The organism is Pseudomonas sp. AC112, from assembly GCF_979253545.1.
Map to the genome: position 1 here is coordinate 6,302,058 of NZ_CEEDCM010000001.1, position 13,687 is coordinate 6,315,744.

14 protein-coding genes are annotated in these 13,687 nt (G+C 63.0%); 1 reads left to right on the top strand and 13 read right to left on the bottom strand.

Translation table 11 applies throughout. The annotated features are described in order from the left end of the window. Positions 1 to 64 precede the first annotated feature (64 nt). The 4 genes from AC0IYN_RS28900 to AC0IYN_RS28915 are packed head-to-tail and all read right to left on the bottom strand — an operon-like array spanning position 65 to position 2,747. Positions 65 to 784: an alpha/beta hydrolase gene (locus AC0IYN_RS28900; RefSeq protein WP_471844474.1), complete on the bottom strand. Its 720-nt coding sequence runs from the start codon at positions 782 to 784 to the stop codon at positions 65 to 67. 11 nt (positions 785 to 795) lie between these two features. Continuing rightward, positions 796 to 1,551 carry a precorrin-6A synthase (deacetylating) gene (cobF, locus tag AC0IYN_RS28905; protein WP_406597149.1) on the bottom strand — a complete coding sequence of 252 codons (756 nt, stop codon included), beginning with the start codon at positions 1,549 to 1,551 and terminating at the stop codon, positions 796 to 798. A 45-nt stretch (positions 1,552 to 1,596) separates the two neighbouring features. Beyond that, on the bottom strand, positions 1,597 to 2,151 hold the full coding sequence (locus tag AC0IYN_RS28910; RefSeq protein ID WP_099492492.1) for a histidine phosphatase family protein: 555 nt from the start codon (positions 2,149 to 2,151) through the stop codon (positions 1,597 to 1,599). A gap of 47 nt (positions 2,152 to 2,198) precedes the next feature. Beyond that, positions 2,199 to 2,747: a DUF4865 family protein gene (locus AC0IYN_RS28915; RefSeq protein ID WP_457239338.1), complete on the bottom strand. Its 549-nt coding sequence runs from the start codon at positions 2,745 to 2,747 to the stop codon at positions 2,199 to 2,201. 93 nt (positions 2,748 to 2,840) lie between these two features. Here AC0IYN_RS28915 and AC0IYN_RS28920 point away from each other — a divergent pair, with 93 nt between their 5' ends. After that, the gene (locus tag AC0IYN_RS28920) at positions 2,841 to 3,713 is read left to right on the top strand and encodes a LysR family transcriptional regulator (RefSeq protein ID WP_406597146.1); all 873 of its coding nucleotides are present in this window, start codon (positions 2,841 to 2,843) and stop codon (positions 3,711 to 3,713) included. A 570-nt stretch (positions 3,714 to 4,283) separates the two neighbouring features. Here AC0IYN_RS28920 and AC0IYN_RS28925 read toward each other — a convergent pair. From AC0IYN_RS28925 to AC0IYN_RS28965, 9 genes are read right to left on the bottom strand one after another with little or no spacing between them, the layout of a single operon-like run. Further along, entirely contained in the window at positions 4,284 to 5,261 is a 978-nt protein-coding gene (locus tag AC0IYN_RS28925) for a LysR family transcriptional regulator (RefSeq protein WP_471844477.1), read from the bottom strand. Positions 5,262 to 5,311: 50 nt separating this feature from the next. Next, a complete protein-coding gene (locus AC0IYN_RS28930; RefSeq protein WP_471844479.1) occupies positions 5,312 to 6,253 on the bottom strand; it encodes a peptidylprolyl isomerase in 942 nt (313 codons plus the stop codon). Beyond that, positions 6,250 to 6,702 carry a YbjN domain-containing protein gene (locus AC0IYN_RS28935; protein ID WP_406597143.1) on the bottom strand — a complete coding sequence of 151 codons (453 nt, stop codon included), beginning with the start codon at positions 6,700 to 6,702 and terminating at the stop codon, positions 6,250 to 6,252. The genes AC0IYN_RS28930 and AC0IYN_RS28935 overlap by 4 nt, the downstream gene beginning before the upstream one ends. 20 nt (positions 6,703 to 6,722) lie before the next feature. Continuing rightward, positions 6,723 to 7,349 (bottom strand): DNA repair protein, encoded by a 627-nt coding sequence (locus AC0IYN_RS28940; protein ID WP_471844481.1) that lies wholly within the window; start codon positions 7,347 to 7,349, stop codon positions 6,723 to 6,725. 18 nt (positions 7,350 to 7,367) lie between these two features. After that, positions 7,368 to 9,068, bottom strand: coding sequence for a putative porin (locus tag AC0IYN_RS28945; protein WP_406597141.1), 1,701 nt, complete (start codon positions 9,066 to 9,068; stop codon positions 7,368 to 7,370). Between the two features lie 43 nt (positions 9,069 to 9,111). Then, positions 9,112 to 9,816: an energy transducer TonB family protein gene (locus tag AC0IYN_RS28950; RefSeq protein WP_123476590.1), complete on the bottom strand. Its 705-nt coding sequence runs from the start codon at positions 9,814 to 9,816 to the stop codon at positions 9,112 to 9,114. Between the two features lie 3 nt (positions 9,817 to 9,819). Then, entirely contained in the window at positions 9,820 to 10,245 is a 426-nt protein-coding gene (locus AC0IYN_RS28955) for an ExbD/TolR family protein (RefSeq protein WP_010211136.1), read from the bottom strand. 11 nt (positions 10,246 to 10,256) lie between these two features. Next, positions 10,257 to 12,056: a DUF2341 domain-containing protein gene (locus AC0IYN_RS28960; RefSeq protein WP_406597139.1), complete on the bottom strand. Its 1,800-nt coding sequence runs from the start codon at positions 12,054 to 12,056 to the stop codon at positions 10,257 to 10,259. A gap of 24 nt (positions 12,057 to 12,080) precedes the next feature. Further along, positions 12,081 to 13,664 (bottom strand): ShlB/FhaC/HecB family hemolysin secretion/activation protein, encoded by a 1,584-nt coding sequence (locus tag AC0IYN_RS28965; protein WP_457247803.1) that lies wholly within the window; start codon positions 13,662 to 13,664, stop codon positions 12,081 to 12,083. Between the last annotated feature and the right edge of the window lie 23 nt (positions 13,665 to 13,687).

Below are 13,687 nucleotides of genomic sequence, written 5' to 3' on the forward strand. Positions count from 1 at the left end.
ATAGGGTTGTCGACTGATCAATGGCTATCGCAGGCAAGCCAGCTCCCACCTATTTTGACCGCGTTCAGTTCAGGCTTTTTTCCAGCCAGGCTTTCAGGTCCTGCACTTCTGTTTCGCTGATGGTGTGGTTCATCCCCGGATACCCGTGAAACTCCGGTTTCAACCCCAACCCCGTCAAGACGTCATTCGCCCGGGTCGCCGAGGCATAGGGTAGCGCCTGGTCCAGGGTGCCGTGGCCGATGAAAATCGCCAATTGACCCAGTGACGCGTCCGGCTTCAGTTGCGCCTTGAGTACCGGCAACACGCTGCCACTCAACGCCGCAATCCCACGCAGCAACTCGGGCCGGCGCAAGCCCACCTCATAGGACATGATCGCGCCCTGGCTGAACCCCACCAGGAACACTCGGTCAGGTTGAGTGTGGTACTTGGCGGTGGCTTGGCCGACAAAGTCTTCGATCAGCTTGGCACTGCGTTGCAGGTCGGCGGTCTCGCCATCGTAGTCGCCTTCACCGGGGGTCTTGGTAAACCAGCGATAGCCGTGCGGGTCCACCGGCATCGGCGCACGGGCCGACAGGTACGTCCAAGTCGACGGCAGCGCATCCTTGATGCCGAACAGGTCTTCTTCATTGCTGCCAAACCCGTGCAGGAAAATCACCAGCGGCTGGTTGCGCGCGTCGCCCTGGGTGTGTTCCAGGTACGACAGCGGTAAATCGGTGTGCAGCGTATCGTCGGCATGGGCGACGCCGGCCACCAGGGTCAGCGCCAGGGCAAACATTTTGAGCATGGGACGTTACCTCAGGGTTTGCGAAGCAGATAAGTGTCCATGATCCAGCCATTCTCCAGGCGCGCCGCCTTGCGCACCTGCTCGATTTGTTCAGCCACCTCACTCACTTTGCCGCTGATAAGGATCTCGTCCGGGGTACCCAAGTAGGCGCCCCAGTAGATATCCAGGCCCTGATCCGCCACGGTGCGGTAGGAGTCTTCGGCGTCCAGCATCACCACCAGGGTGTCGGCATCGCTGGCCTGCCCTGCCGCCAGGCGGCGCCCGGTGGTGATCTCGACCGACTTGCCGATGCGGTTCAGCGGCACTTTGTGCTGGGCAGCCAGGGCCTGCACGCTGGTGATTCCGGGGATCACCTCAAACTCAAAGGAGCAGCGGCCACTGGCCAGGATCGCCTGCAGGATACGAATGGTGCTGTCGTACAGCGCAGGGTCGCCCCATGCCAGGAAAGCGCCCACTTCACCGTCAGCCATTTCCTCGTTGATCATGCGCTCGAAGGTCAGTTGTTTGTCGCGGTTCAGGTCTTGTACGGCAGTGGTGTAATCGATGTCGCCACGCACCCGCTCGGGGCACTCGGCCTCGACGAAGCGGTAGCCAGGCTCGGTGATGTAGGTCTCGCAGATCTCGCGGCGCAGGTCGATCAACTTGTCTTTGCTCTGGCCCTTGTCCATCAGGAAAAACACGTTGGTGCGGTTGAGCGCCTTCACGGCCTGCATCGTGATGTAGTCAGGGTTGCCGGCGCCAATGCCGATGATCAGGATGCGTTTCATGGATTGCTCTCATTGCGGGGCGTGGATTTTGCCATGTTCATGGGGCTAGGCGTGAGTTTCCAGGCGCAAGCGCCAGAGGTTGTTGAAACGCAGCTCAGTGGCGGACAGCGGTTCGACATCGATCCGGTAGAACATCGACAGCGGGAACTGCATGGCATGCCACATCGCGGCACGGATCACAAACGGATGGGTAATGGCCACGACATGGCCGGGCTGCGATTCGAGGGTTTTCATCCACTCACCCACCCGCAGGCAGATTTGCTCCACCGACTCGCCACCATGGGGGGCGCAAGTGAAGTCAGTGAGCCAAGTGTTCAACTCGTCACTCTCCAACTGGCCGATGTCCTGGCCCTTCCACTGCCCGAAATCACCATCGCGCAATGCGATCTCGATCACCCCGTCATCGCCGAACAAGCCTGCCGTCTGCCGTGCCCTGGCCTCCGGCCCACACACGAGTCGCCGGGTTTTCTTGTACCGATCAGCCAGCGACAACGCCTTGCCTTGCCAGTCCATCACCACGGCCTCGTCATCGGGAAAACGCCCCTGTTTTTGCAGGGGCGTGACGGCGTGGCAGATGAGCGTCAAACGAGTGGTGTGCATCGCAGAGTGCTTGAGACCAAAAAGAAAGAGCTTCAAGACTGGCGCAGTTAGCGCAGGGACGCAACGCCCTGTGCCAGATAGAGCACGTGATAGCCGTTACCTTGGCGCTCTGTATCCAGTGCCTTGGCCGACACAGTAATACGCACCAGCCGCCACGCTTGCACATCCAGCGCCAGCAACACTGCAAAGGTGTCGCCGCGGTCGGCCAGTTGTTGATTGCGCTGTTTCTCCTCGGCCAACACCGCCGCCCTGTCTGCTTCCGGCGCCAGCGGCCACTCCTCGCGATACAAACTCAACGCACCTTGCGCCGGGCCACGTTGCACATCCAGCGGCAACCAGCTCTCGATATGCGGCCGTCCAAAGCTGTCGAGCACCTTCTGAAAACGCTCGCCGAGTAAAAAGTCAGCGGCCTGCAACGGATCGGCCCACAGGTACACCGACGCATACACATTGCCCCCGCTCTCCCGGGCGATAAACGCCTTGAACAGCAACCCTTCGGCGTCGTCCCAGAGCGGCCCCAATTGCGCGGCGCGCCGGCGGATCACGCCCATGTCGTAGTCAGCAGGCAAGCGGTGAGAATATTGTTTGGCAAACATACGAAAACCCCTGTGCAAGATGAGGGTTCAGCTTGCGCAGCGACGATGATTTCAACAAGATATCAGCGGATATAAGTGCGATAAGGAATCAATATGGCTGACGTGCTCAAACCGCTGGATATTGACACTGTGCAGGCTTTCGTACTGGTGGCCGATTTCGCCAGTTTCACCCGCGCTGCCGAAGCCCTCGACACCTCGCAGGCGGCGATCAGCCTCAAGCTCAAACGCCTGGAAGAACGCCTAGGCTACCGCCTGCTTGAACGCACGCCCCGGCATGTGCGGCTGTCGCCCCAGGGCGAACAATTCATTGTCGCCGCCCGCGCCCTGCTCAATGCCCATGAACGCGCCTTGGCCGATATGGACAGCCACGCACTGCGACGCCTGGTGATTGGCATCAGCGACCACGTGGCCGGTCCCGACCTGCCGACCTGGCTCAGCCGCCTGGCTGCCTATGATCCTTTAGTGATCCTCGAAGTGCGCATCGCTTCCTCCCGCGACCTCGTCGCCGCCTTTGATCGCAATGAGCTGGACGCGATCATCGTGCGCAACGAAGGCGACCGCCGAGACGGCGAAGTCCTGGCGGTGGAACGCTTCGGCTGGTTCGCCGCCCCCACCTGGCAACACACCCCCGGCACGCCGCTGCGCATGGCCACCATGGCCGCGCCCTGCGGCGTGCGCCACCTGGCGACCCGCGCCCTCGACACGGCACATATCGACTGGACCGAAGTATTCGTCGGCGGCGGCGTCATGGCCGTCGGCGCCGCCGTCAGCGCCGGACTCGGCGTCGCCGCCCTCGCCCACCGCGTAGCACCGACTGGCGCTGTAGAAGTCAGCGAGCAATACGGCCTGCCCGCCTTACCCGTGAGCGAAGTCGTCCTCCACAGCCGCATCACCGATGGCCGCTCCAAGGAAACACTACGCGCACTGAGCGCCACCTTCCGCGGCGCGCTACGCAACCCCGTGTAGACACCGGCCTGCCGGCGATGGGCGTTAACGATAACGCGGCAAGCCAGACAGCACGCGGCGCCCGAGAGTTTTTCGCCGGCAAGCCAGCTCCTACAGGACCGCGTTTCACCACGCGAAACCAAGACGACCTGAAGCACCACATTGTAGGAGCCGGCTTGCCGGCGATGGGCGTTAACGATAACGCGGCAAACCAGACAGCACGCGGCGCCCGACAGTTTTTCGCCGGCAAGCCGGCTCCACAGAGAACAAAAAGCGTATCTACGATGCGAAGCGAGTCGCTCTTGATCTTGATCTGAGGCGCCCCGTCAAACACGCTGGCCGGAATTCGACAGGGATTTGGGGGGTAAACCGGCAGGGATGCCGGTTTAGCCGCCCCGCGCCATGGAGGGCGCGTGGCGGCGGCCCCCCAAATACCTGTCGGATTACGGGCACACCGAGCCTAGGCGAGGTGCCGAGTGTTGGGGCAAGAGCCTTTTGGTTACTTTTGGGCTCTTTTCAAAAGTGACCCGCTGTAAGAGCGGAACCCTTATCAGCCATTACCCCAACAACGAATATGTACCCAATCAACCATCACTCAAACCACTCCCGCCTCCCCTCAAACGCGCCCACAATCAACTCCACAACCCCCCGCACCGCCTCACCCTCCCCCACCCGCGCATTCACCGCCAACCACACCTGCCGCTGCATACACTCATCCAACAACCCCGGCAACGCCACGAGCCCCCGGTCAAAACTGCTCATGTAATGCGGCAACAACCCAATGCACGCCCCACAACGAATCATCTCCAGCATCAGCGAATAAGCATGCACCTGCACCACCGCCGCCAAGCGTTGCTGCACCACCTGGTTCCACGCCTGCAAAGCCGCCACCTGCGCATCCGGCTGCCACTGCACCAACATGTAGTCGTCAAGGTCCTCCACACTGTCCGGCCGTGTGGTCAACCGCGAATACCGCTTGGCGATATGCGGCAAATACTGCAAACGCGCCAAGGCCCGCGGCGGCTCAGTGGCAAAGCTCGGGCCAGGCACCGGTCCTTCCGCGTCCGAGAGCCACAGCACCACGTCCACATCCACCGCCTGCAATGACAGCTGGCTGTCGATGGAGATGATCTCCAGACGCACACTGGCATTGCGGCGCAGCAAGGCGATCAGGTCGCGCCCAAGAATGTCATGCAAGATCGGCTCAGCCACCGCCAGCCGAATCAACGGCTGCTCCGTCACCGGCAAGCGTCGCTCCTGGGCCAGGGCAATCAGCTGCGCCTGCAACTGCTGGCCATCGCGACTGAGCACCAGCCCATTGCCCTGATAGCTGAACAGCGAATGACGCACGTGTTCTTCAAGCTGCGCCAAACGCTTGCGCAACAGCGTCGCCTTGATATTCAAACTGCGCGCCGCCTGCATGAAACAACCGCAGCGCGCACTCACCAGAAAGTAGCGCGCCACCTCCGGGTCGATCTCATGGGCCAGGGCCAGCCAACTGCTACGGCCCTCGGCGGGTGCGCGATAAGCGGAAGAGCCCTGGGGGGCAGACGGTTCTAGAAATGCCATGGGAGACTCCCTGTCTTGTCAGTCTGTGCATCCAATGCGGTTGACCTGTATTACTCCAGCACCTTGTTAAGCTCGGCGCCGTCGATGCTCAGGGTGGCAGTGTTGAGCATGCCTTCGAGGTACGCCTTGGCGATCTGCTCCTGACGCTGGGCACGCAGGGCCTGGGTCAGGCGCTCACGCAGTTCGTCGAGGGTCGCAGTACGCGCCGGTTGCTGGCCGGTGAGTTTGAGCACATGAAACCCCGCCGCGCTCTGCACCACGTCCGACACGGCGCCGACCTTGAGGCGCGACACGGCATTACGCACTTCCGGCACCAGCTGTTGCAGGGGTTGCATGCCTGAGTCACCGCCGCGCGCGGCGGAGTCGGCGTCCTGGGAATACTGGGTGGCCAGGGCGGCGAAATCACCCGGTGCGGCCTGGGCACGACGGCTCAGCTCCTGGGCCTGGCGGCGCACGTTATCGACGGTTTGCGGGTCATTGGTCGCCAGGAAAATCTGGCTCACGCGATACAACGGCGGCGTTACCCACTGGGCCTTGCCGCTGTCGTAGGCCTGCTGCAATTCAGCCGCGCTGGGGTAATCGGCCGGCACCTGGCTGACCGAGAGCATGTAGTCGCGAAACACGATCTGGTCGACGGCGGCGCGGGTCTGCTGCTCCACGTCGGGGCGCTGGCGCCAGCCTTGGGCATCGGCTTGTTCAAGCACCGCCTTTTGCGCCAAGCGTGAACGAATCCAGGTTTCCAACGCGCCACGGTTACCGCGCAACTGCTCACGGGACTCGGCAGGCAGGCTGGCCAGCACGGTTTTCAGCTCCGTCAGGTCGACCTGCTGATTGCCCAGGCGGGCCACCGCCGGCACGGCCGATACAGGATTGATCACCGGCGCCGGTTGCTGCGCCGCCACCGGGTCACTGCCCGGCCTCAGGCTCAAGCCCACCGCCACCACCAGCAAGACCAACGCACCCGCGCCGACCATCAAGGTTGGTTTCTTCACAATACCGGCGCCTCGGCTTCAGCCTGCAACTGCGCGGCCTGCTGGCTGTATTCACGCAGGTAAACGATAAATTCCTGTAACAGGCGATCCCACAACTCCAGCTGACTGCGCAGGTGCGTAGCGCCCACGCCCGCCACCACCACGTCCATTTCCATCAGCAGGAATTCACCCTGCACCGACAACCGCGCAAAGCGCCGCGAGGCGTTCCACACCTGGGCCAGGCCTTCAGGCAGCTCGCCCTGTACCCGCAGCGCGCAGCTGTAGGTGAAATCCACATAGCTACCCTGCTCCGCCGCCGGGTTGCCGAAGCGCACGGCAAAGCCGATGCCCTGGCTGGCGCTGAGCAATTGCACGATGCCATTTTGTTCAGTCTGGTTGACCCGGTAGCCGGCTTCCTGCAGCAGCTCGGTAAGGCTCTGGGTGGTGACGCTGGTGATCAATTCGCTCATGGTGATCTCTTCCTTGTCTATCAATGATTGGCGGTTGCCTGGGGCGCATCGAAACGGCTCTTGTACAAATCGTCGCCAAAACCCTGGGCCAGTTCCTCGAACTTGACCCGTGCGCTGCTGGCGAACGGCTGGCGAATGCTCATCACCTCGGCCACATCGATTTTTTCGTAGGCCGCGAGCAACTGCTGGGCCACGCCGTACATCTGTTGATTCTTGACTGAACATTGCTGCACTTGTGTGTCACGTTCGCTCAAGGACGCCTGCAAGCGGGCGCGCTCGGCCTCTTTGCCCTTGGCCAGCACCAGCAATTCGTCATAGGCCTTCTTGAACTTGCCGATCTGCTCGTTGCTGGCCGCCACCTGGGCTTGTGCCTGGCTGTGCAGGCTCTGTTGCTGGCCAGCCATTTGTTCGGCCACGCCACGCGCCTGGGCGAGTTCGGCCGTCAATTGCTTGATGTGCGCCTGGGCCTGCCTGGCCTGGTTTTCGGCGGCAATGCGCGCTGCGCTGGCCTGGGCCTGCTCGCTTTGCAGCGCCTGCAATTGCTGGGTGGTGCTGCGCAATTGCGTACGCAGGCGCTCTTCCATGCCCTCGGCCGACGCACCGGTGGTGATCAGCAGCAATAACAGCCCGCAGATTCGCGTGTTCATGTGGCATCTCCCTGCGCATCAAAAGCGCGTGTTGAGTTCCAGTTGCATCACATCGACTTCGAACGGCGCGCCATACACTTCGGAGGCGCTCAACCAACGCGCACTGGCGTAAATGTTCTTTTCGATGCCGTAGTTGGCGCCAATGAAGTAACCCTTGGCGTTGGTCCCGCCCAGGTGGAACGAAGAATCGTTGAAGCCGTCGGGCAAGGCGTCGGGCTGGATGTACTTGTAGCCAGCCAGCACGTTCCAGTCGCCGCGCTTGCGCATCTCCAGCGCAGTGCCGAGGGTGAACGAGACCATCAGCGCATTGCCGCCACTTTCAAACTGGCCCTTGCTGTTGATGTTGTTGACGATCTCGCCCTCGCTGCGCTTGAGCATCTCGCCCTTGTCGTAGGCCAGGTTGTGGATGAAGTTGCCTTGGGTGCGCAGCTTGAAGTCGCTGGGCAACTCGGCATCCCAGGCCAGGTTCAGGTCGAGCACATCGAACTTGGACGCCAGGCCCACGAACTGGGGCTGTGGGGTCAGGCCAGGCGTGGCCGGGTTGGGGGTGATGTCACGTAGCAGGAACACGCTGTTGCCCTTCTGCATGAAGGCCAGGCGCGACCCGTCGCTGTCGCAGGCAGGCTGCCCGGCCCAGGGTTCACAGGCACCGGAGCGCTTACCTTCGATGTCGTCAAAGTGGTAGTACGCCATCGCGCCCTTGAGGCTGTTTTCGCGGTTGATCTTCCAGTTGGCGCCGATCTGCCCGCCAAACAGCCACTTGGTTTCGCTGTCTTCCTTGTCGAAGCCGTTGCTGCTGGCCGAGTCGGAGGTGTACTCCACCGGGAACGCGCCGAGGGTGCCGAACAGGCCCCACTCGCTGTTCAGGGCATGGTTGAAATTGGCGGCGATACCGTCGAAGTTCAGGTCGCCCGAATACATCATGTCGGTGGAATAGAACGGGTTGGCGAAGCGCCCGGCGGTGAGGGTCACGTCCGGGGTGGCCTTCCAGCTCAGGTAGCCTTGGTCGAGCCAGATGTCCTTCTTGCCAAACCCGCCGCCCAGGGTCTGGGTGGTGGACACCGGGTTGTTGTCGGAGCCGGTACCGACGCGAATACCGGCGGTCCATTCCGGCGACAGCACCGCTTTCATGCCCAGGCGCGCACGCAGGCGGAACAGGTTTTCGCGGTCCTTGGTGGTGTTGAGCAGCGGCGGCAGCCTGGTGTTGGTGTCTTTGTTGGTATCGTACGGGCCGCTTTCATTGAGCTTGGCGTAGTCGACGATCTCGTTGCTGTTGTTGCCCGAGAAGTAGCGTGATTCATCCCGCAGGCGGATATCACCATCAAAGCTGATGCGCGAGACCCAGTCCGGGAACGTATTGGGCTGGGCCCAGTTTTCCTGCTTGGCGGTGGCCATGACCTCGGCCTTGACCTGGTCGCGAATCTGATCCTTGACCGCCTGCGGCACGTACTGCACGCGCACATCGCCGGGCGCGGCGGTCGGGCCGGCGGCAACCATTGGCGCCGCATTCGCCTGGCGTGCCTGCTGGGCTTCTTTTTCCGCCTGGGCGATCAGCCCATTGGCGGTGTCCTGGGTCAGCACGCCTTGCTGCACCAACAGGCGTATCAGGTTGATCGTGACGTTTTCCGAGGGCGCGACCGGCGCTGCAGCCGCCTGGCCGACCAGGGTCGCGATGACCATGCCAACCGCCAGGGTCAGTCGATTCACGGGGGAAATCATGTGTACGCAACTCCTGTAAAAAACCGTAGATAAGAGGTTTCGATCAATCCGGACGCCGGCCCTTGAGGGACAGGCGCATGGGCAGCGTCAGCGACGCCGGCGGCTTCTGGGTGGCACGCGGTGCCTGGATCAAGGCGAGCATCTGCGCGTCGGTCTCGGCATCGCCGCTGGACTTGGCCACCAAGGCTTTGGTGACCTGGCCATCGGCGCCCAACCACAGGTCTATCTGTATCGAGAACGCCTTCTTGCGCAGCTCAGGGTCTTCGCGCATCAGCCGTTGATAAGTGCCGGCCAGGTACTGCTTGTAAGTGCCCGTTCCCAACCCACCGCCACCACTGCCAGCCATGCCGCCGCCCTTGCCGGCGCCGATGTTGAAACCGTCGTTGCCGGACTGGGCGTCGCCGTCGATCTGCATCGGGTTGGCCAGGTCTTCGTTAGGCGACGGCGGCGCTTCCTCGGCCGGCTTGACCTCCTCGGGTTCCGGGCTTGGCACCGGTTCCGGGATTTTTTCTTCGACCTGGGGTTCGGGCTCCTTGGGCTTTTCCGGCGGCGGTGGCGGTGGCGGCGGCAACGGGATAATCGTCGGCACCTTCGGTGCTTCGCGGCGCACGCCACTCATGTCGTTGGCCCATTGCCACAAGAACCAGGCCGCCACGGCGCCCAGCAACAGGCCGGCGCCCCACTTCAACGGGCGCAACGGCGGCTTCTTCTTGACGGGCAAGGGTGCGATCGGGATCTGTGCGGTCATGGCTCAGCCCTGGCTCGGTTTGCCGGTGACCAGCCCGACCTGGGACAGCTCCAGCCGGCGCAGCAGGTCAAGCACTTCGATCACCTTCTGGTACTGCACCATCGCGTCGCCGCGCACGATCACCGGGAAGTCCGGGTTCAGCGCTTTCTCGATGCGCAGGCGCTCTTCCAGCTCGCCGAGCGTCACCGGGTAGGCGTCGAGGAATACCTGGCCGCCGTCATTCACCGAGATGGCCTTGGTCTTGGCCTCCGACAACGACACCGAAGCGCTGGCCTTGGGCAGGTGAATCTGGATGCCCGACACCTGGGCCGTGGCGGTGAGGATAAACATCACCAGCACCACCATGAGCACGTCCACCAGGGGCGTGATGTTGATGCTGTCGACGGCCGCGTCATCGTCATCGTCGTGGGAGGCATTTACGGAAGCCATGGCGATTCTCCTCAGGCCGGAACAGCCGCGTGATGGTCACGACGGTGCGCCGCTTCACTGGATTGGCTCTCGCCGTGCATCTCCGCCAGGCGGGTGATGAACTCGTCGACAAACACACGCATGTCCGCGCTGACTTCCTTGTTGCGCGTGATCAGGCGGTTGTAGCCAAACAGCGCCGGGATCGCGACAAACAGGCCCATGGCCGTCGCCAGCAACGCAGCCGCCATACCGGGGGCGATGGCGTTGATGTTTACGTCACCGGCCATCGCCGTACCGAGGAACACCACCATGATCCCCAGCACCGTACCGAGCAGGCCGATGTACGGGCCGCCGGCAATGGCGTTGGACAAGGTCGAGAGCTTGGCGCTGAGCGCCTGGTTTTCACGGGTGCGCACGCCGTCCATGGAGCAGCGGATGGCTTCGATGGTGGCGGCCGAGACCGACGAGGTGTCGGCACCCTGGGCACGCCGGGTGCGGATCTCCTTGACCGCCACCAGGTACAGGCGCCACAGCGAAGAATGGGCCAGGCGTTCGCCGAGCTGGGCGTCGTCGGCGTACATCTCCAGGCGCGTGCCGATCTGCGCGAAGTGCTCGCGGAAAATCTCGTTGGCACCGCTCACCCGGCTGACCTGGCGGTTCTTGCGCAGCATGATGACCCACGACTGGAACATCATCGCCACCAGCACCAGGATGATCACCCAGGCGTCCACCGGCACGGCGTTGAGCAGGAAGCCCAGGCTGCCGAAACCAAAGCCGGACTGTTCTTCGTCCACCCCGTAGGCCACCAGTTTCGACTCGGCGCCCTGGGCGCTGGCATCGGCCAGTAACAGAGCCGCCGGGCGCGCCACCTTGGACAGGCGCAGCTCATCAATGGCCCCTGCGAATGGCTGGCGCGTGCTGCCGGCTTCCGGCAAGTCGGCGCCGAGGGCCAGCTGCGAATTGAACGCCGGCAAGGCGACCGCCAGGGTCGCGGTTTCACGCCCATTCACATACAGCGTGACCTTGTCACCCTCGGCGGTGAACGCCAGGTGCTGCCATTGGCCGGGGTTCAGCGGTTGGGTCGACACCGCGCGCTGACCGTCGATCTCCACAAACGGCATGCCCTGGTTCAAGCCCAGCAGCAGGCTGTGGGGGCCATCGCGGCGAGCCAGGACGACTTGCTCGCCACTCGCCTGGTCCAGGCGCAACCAGGCGCTGAAGGTGAACGCACCGCCTGCCGCGTGTTGCAGCGAAGGGCTGGCCGGCAACATCAGCGGTTGGCCACTGAACTGCAGGGCGCGGCCAATCACGCCATCGATGGCTGCGCCGGTGGCGTTCAGCGCGGTGTTGGCATAGGCCGTGGTGTCCCGGGCCGGCGTGCCATTGGCGCCGTCAAAATGGTAGAGCGCGGTGTAGTTCGGGTCGAACGTCAGCTGGCCGTTGGCGGTGGCCGGGGCCTTCTGGTTGCCGTAGTACATCCACAGGTCCTGGCGCTGGCCGCCTTCGACCTTGGGCACATCGACCCAGATCAGCGCCATGCCCATCAGCGGGTCGAAGCTCTCGATCTGGTGGTTGAACACGGTCTTGTCGTCGGCACTCACAAAGCGCAGGTCGGCGCCGTCATCCTTGACCCCGTCAAAGGTGAAGTTGCCGGTGTGCAGGCGCACCAGCAGCGCGGTGCGGCCCAGGGCCTGGTTGATCGCGGCGCCTTGGGCGGTGGTGTCCACCGAAATCTGTTTGCGGTAGTGCCAGTCGTCCTGCCACCAGGCATGGGCAGTGGCCGGGAGCGCGAAGCCCAGGCAGATCAACAGGCTCAGGAATAGGCGTTGCATGGGTGAAGTCTCCGGAAGAAAAAGTCAGAAAGTCGCCTGCACACTGAAGTGCAGCCGCGAGTCCTGTTTCTGGGTGTTCGGTCCATCGAGCAGCGGGTAGCCCCAATCCAGGCTGCCGGACAACCATTTGCTCAAACTGGCGCGGGTGCCCAGGCCAACACTGGCCAGGCTGTATTCGTCTTCTTGCTCGGGCAGCGGGTCGTGCAGGCGCATGCGCGCACCTTCGGCGAACGCGTAGAAGCGCCACTCCTGCACATAACTGCCGAGGAACTTGGCCAAGGACGGCGTGCGCAGTTCCTGGGAGAGCAAGTACCCCTCATCCCCGGTGCGCTCCGCCGCCAGGTAACCGCGCACCGACGTGGCGCCACCGGCGGAATACTGCTCGTTGGAAACCAGGGGGCCAGAGGCGAGTTGGAAGCCGCCCTTGGTCGCCGACTGCCAATCGTTGGCGAAGGTGTAGGTGTAATTCAGGTCGCCCTTGAGCACGGCAAAACTGGCGCTGGCCTTGTAGCGCTTGTACTCGAATTCCTCGGCGTCGCTGCCGTAGCCGAAAAACGCGCGGGTGCCCACCACCAGGTTCAGGCCCAGGCCCAATTGCGACTGTTCGGTGTAGCGAAAGCCGTTGTAGCCCAAGGTGAACGGCGCATATTTGAGCGGCACCTGGTCGCTGCTGGCGCCGAACTTCATCTGCTCGTCGAAGTCCTTGAAGTCGACGCCGAACGAGAATGAGTTGGCCCAGTTGCCCGCCGCCGGCAGGTTGTAGATGGCCGACACCCCGTAGGAATGGCCCTTGCCCAACACATTGCTGCCGCCGATGGTGGCGATGTTGCTGTCGGACTGGTAACCCGAGAACTGCAAGGTCCAGCGCTCGTTGAGCGGCGCCGTGTAGGAACCGGACCAGACCTTGGCATTCTCGGTGTCCTGGGGCGCAGTGAAAAAGGTCAGGGAAATGCTGTGGCCCAGTTGCCAGAGGTTGTCATAGCCCAGGGTCGCCACCGAGCGCAGCTTTTCGGTGTCGGCGCTGTAGTCGTTGTTCAGGCCAAGGCTGGCGTGCCAGGGGTTCTGGTCTTCCACCTGCAAATCCACATCCATGGTGCCGGGGCGTTGACCCTCGCGTACCAGCGGCGTGACCTGGCGCCCGGCCCCCCGGTTGAGACCGGCCAATTGGGTCTGCACCGTGGCAAAGTCCGGCACCGCGCCCTCCTCCAGGGCCGGCACCTGCTCGCGGATTTCCACCGGTGAATAGTGCTTGGCACCGACCACGCGCACGCGGCCGACCTTGGTCTCGCTGACCTGCAGATAGACGATACCGTCATCGACCTTCTGCTCCGGCAGCTCGACAAACACCGACTGGTAGCCACGCGACTGGTAGATCTTTTGCAACGCATCGCGGGCGCCTTCGATATCGCCCAGGGTCTTCTGCGGCCCCAGGAACGGATACACCGCTTCCTCGATCGTCGCCGCATCGAGCACGGTGTTGCCGCGCACGAAGTACTCGTTGACGTCGACCTTGCGCGCGCCCTCTTCCTCCTCGGCCAACACCGTTTGCGCCAGGCTCCCCAGCGTCACGCAACACAGCGCCAATGTTAATTTGAACAGATGCTCCACACCGCCCCCTGACTGTCTGATTT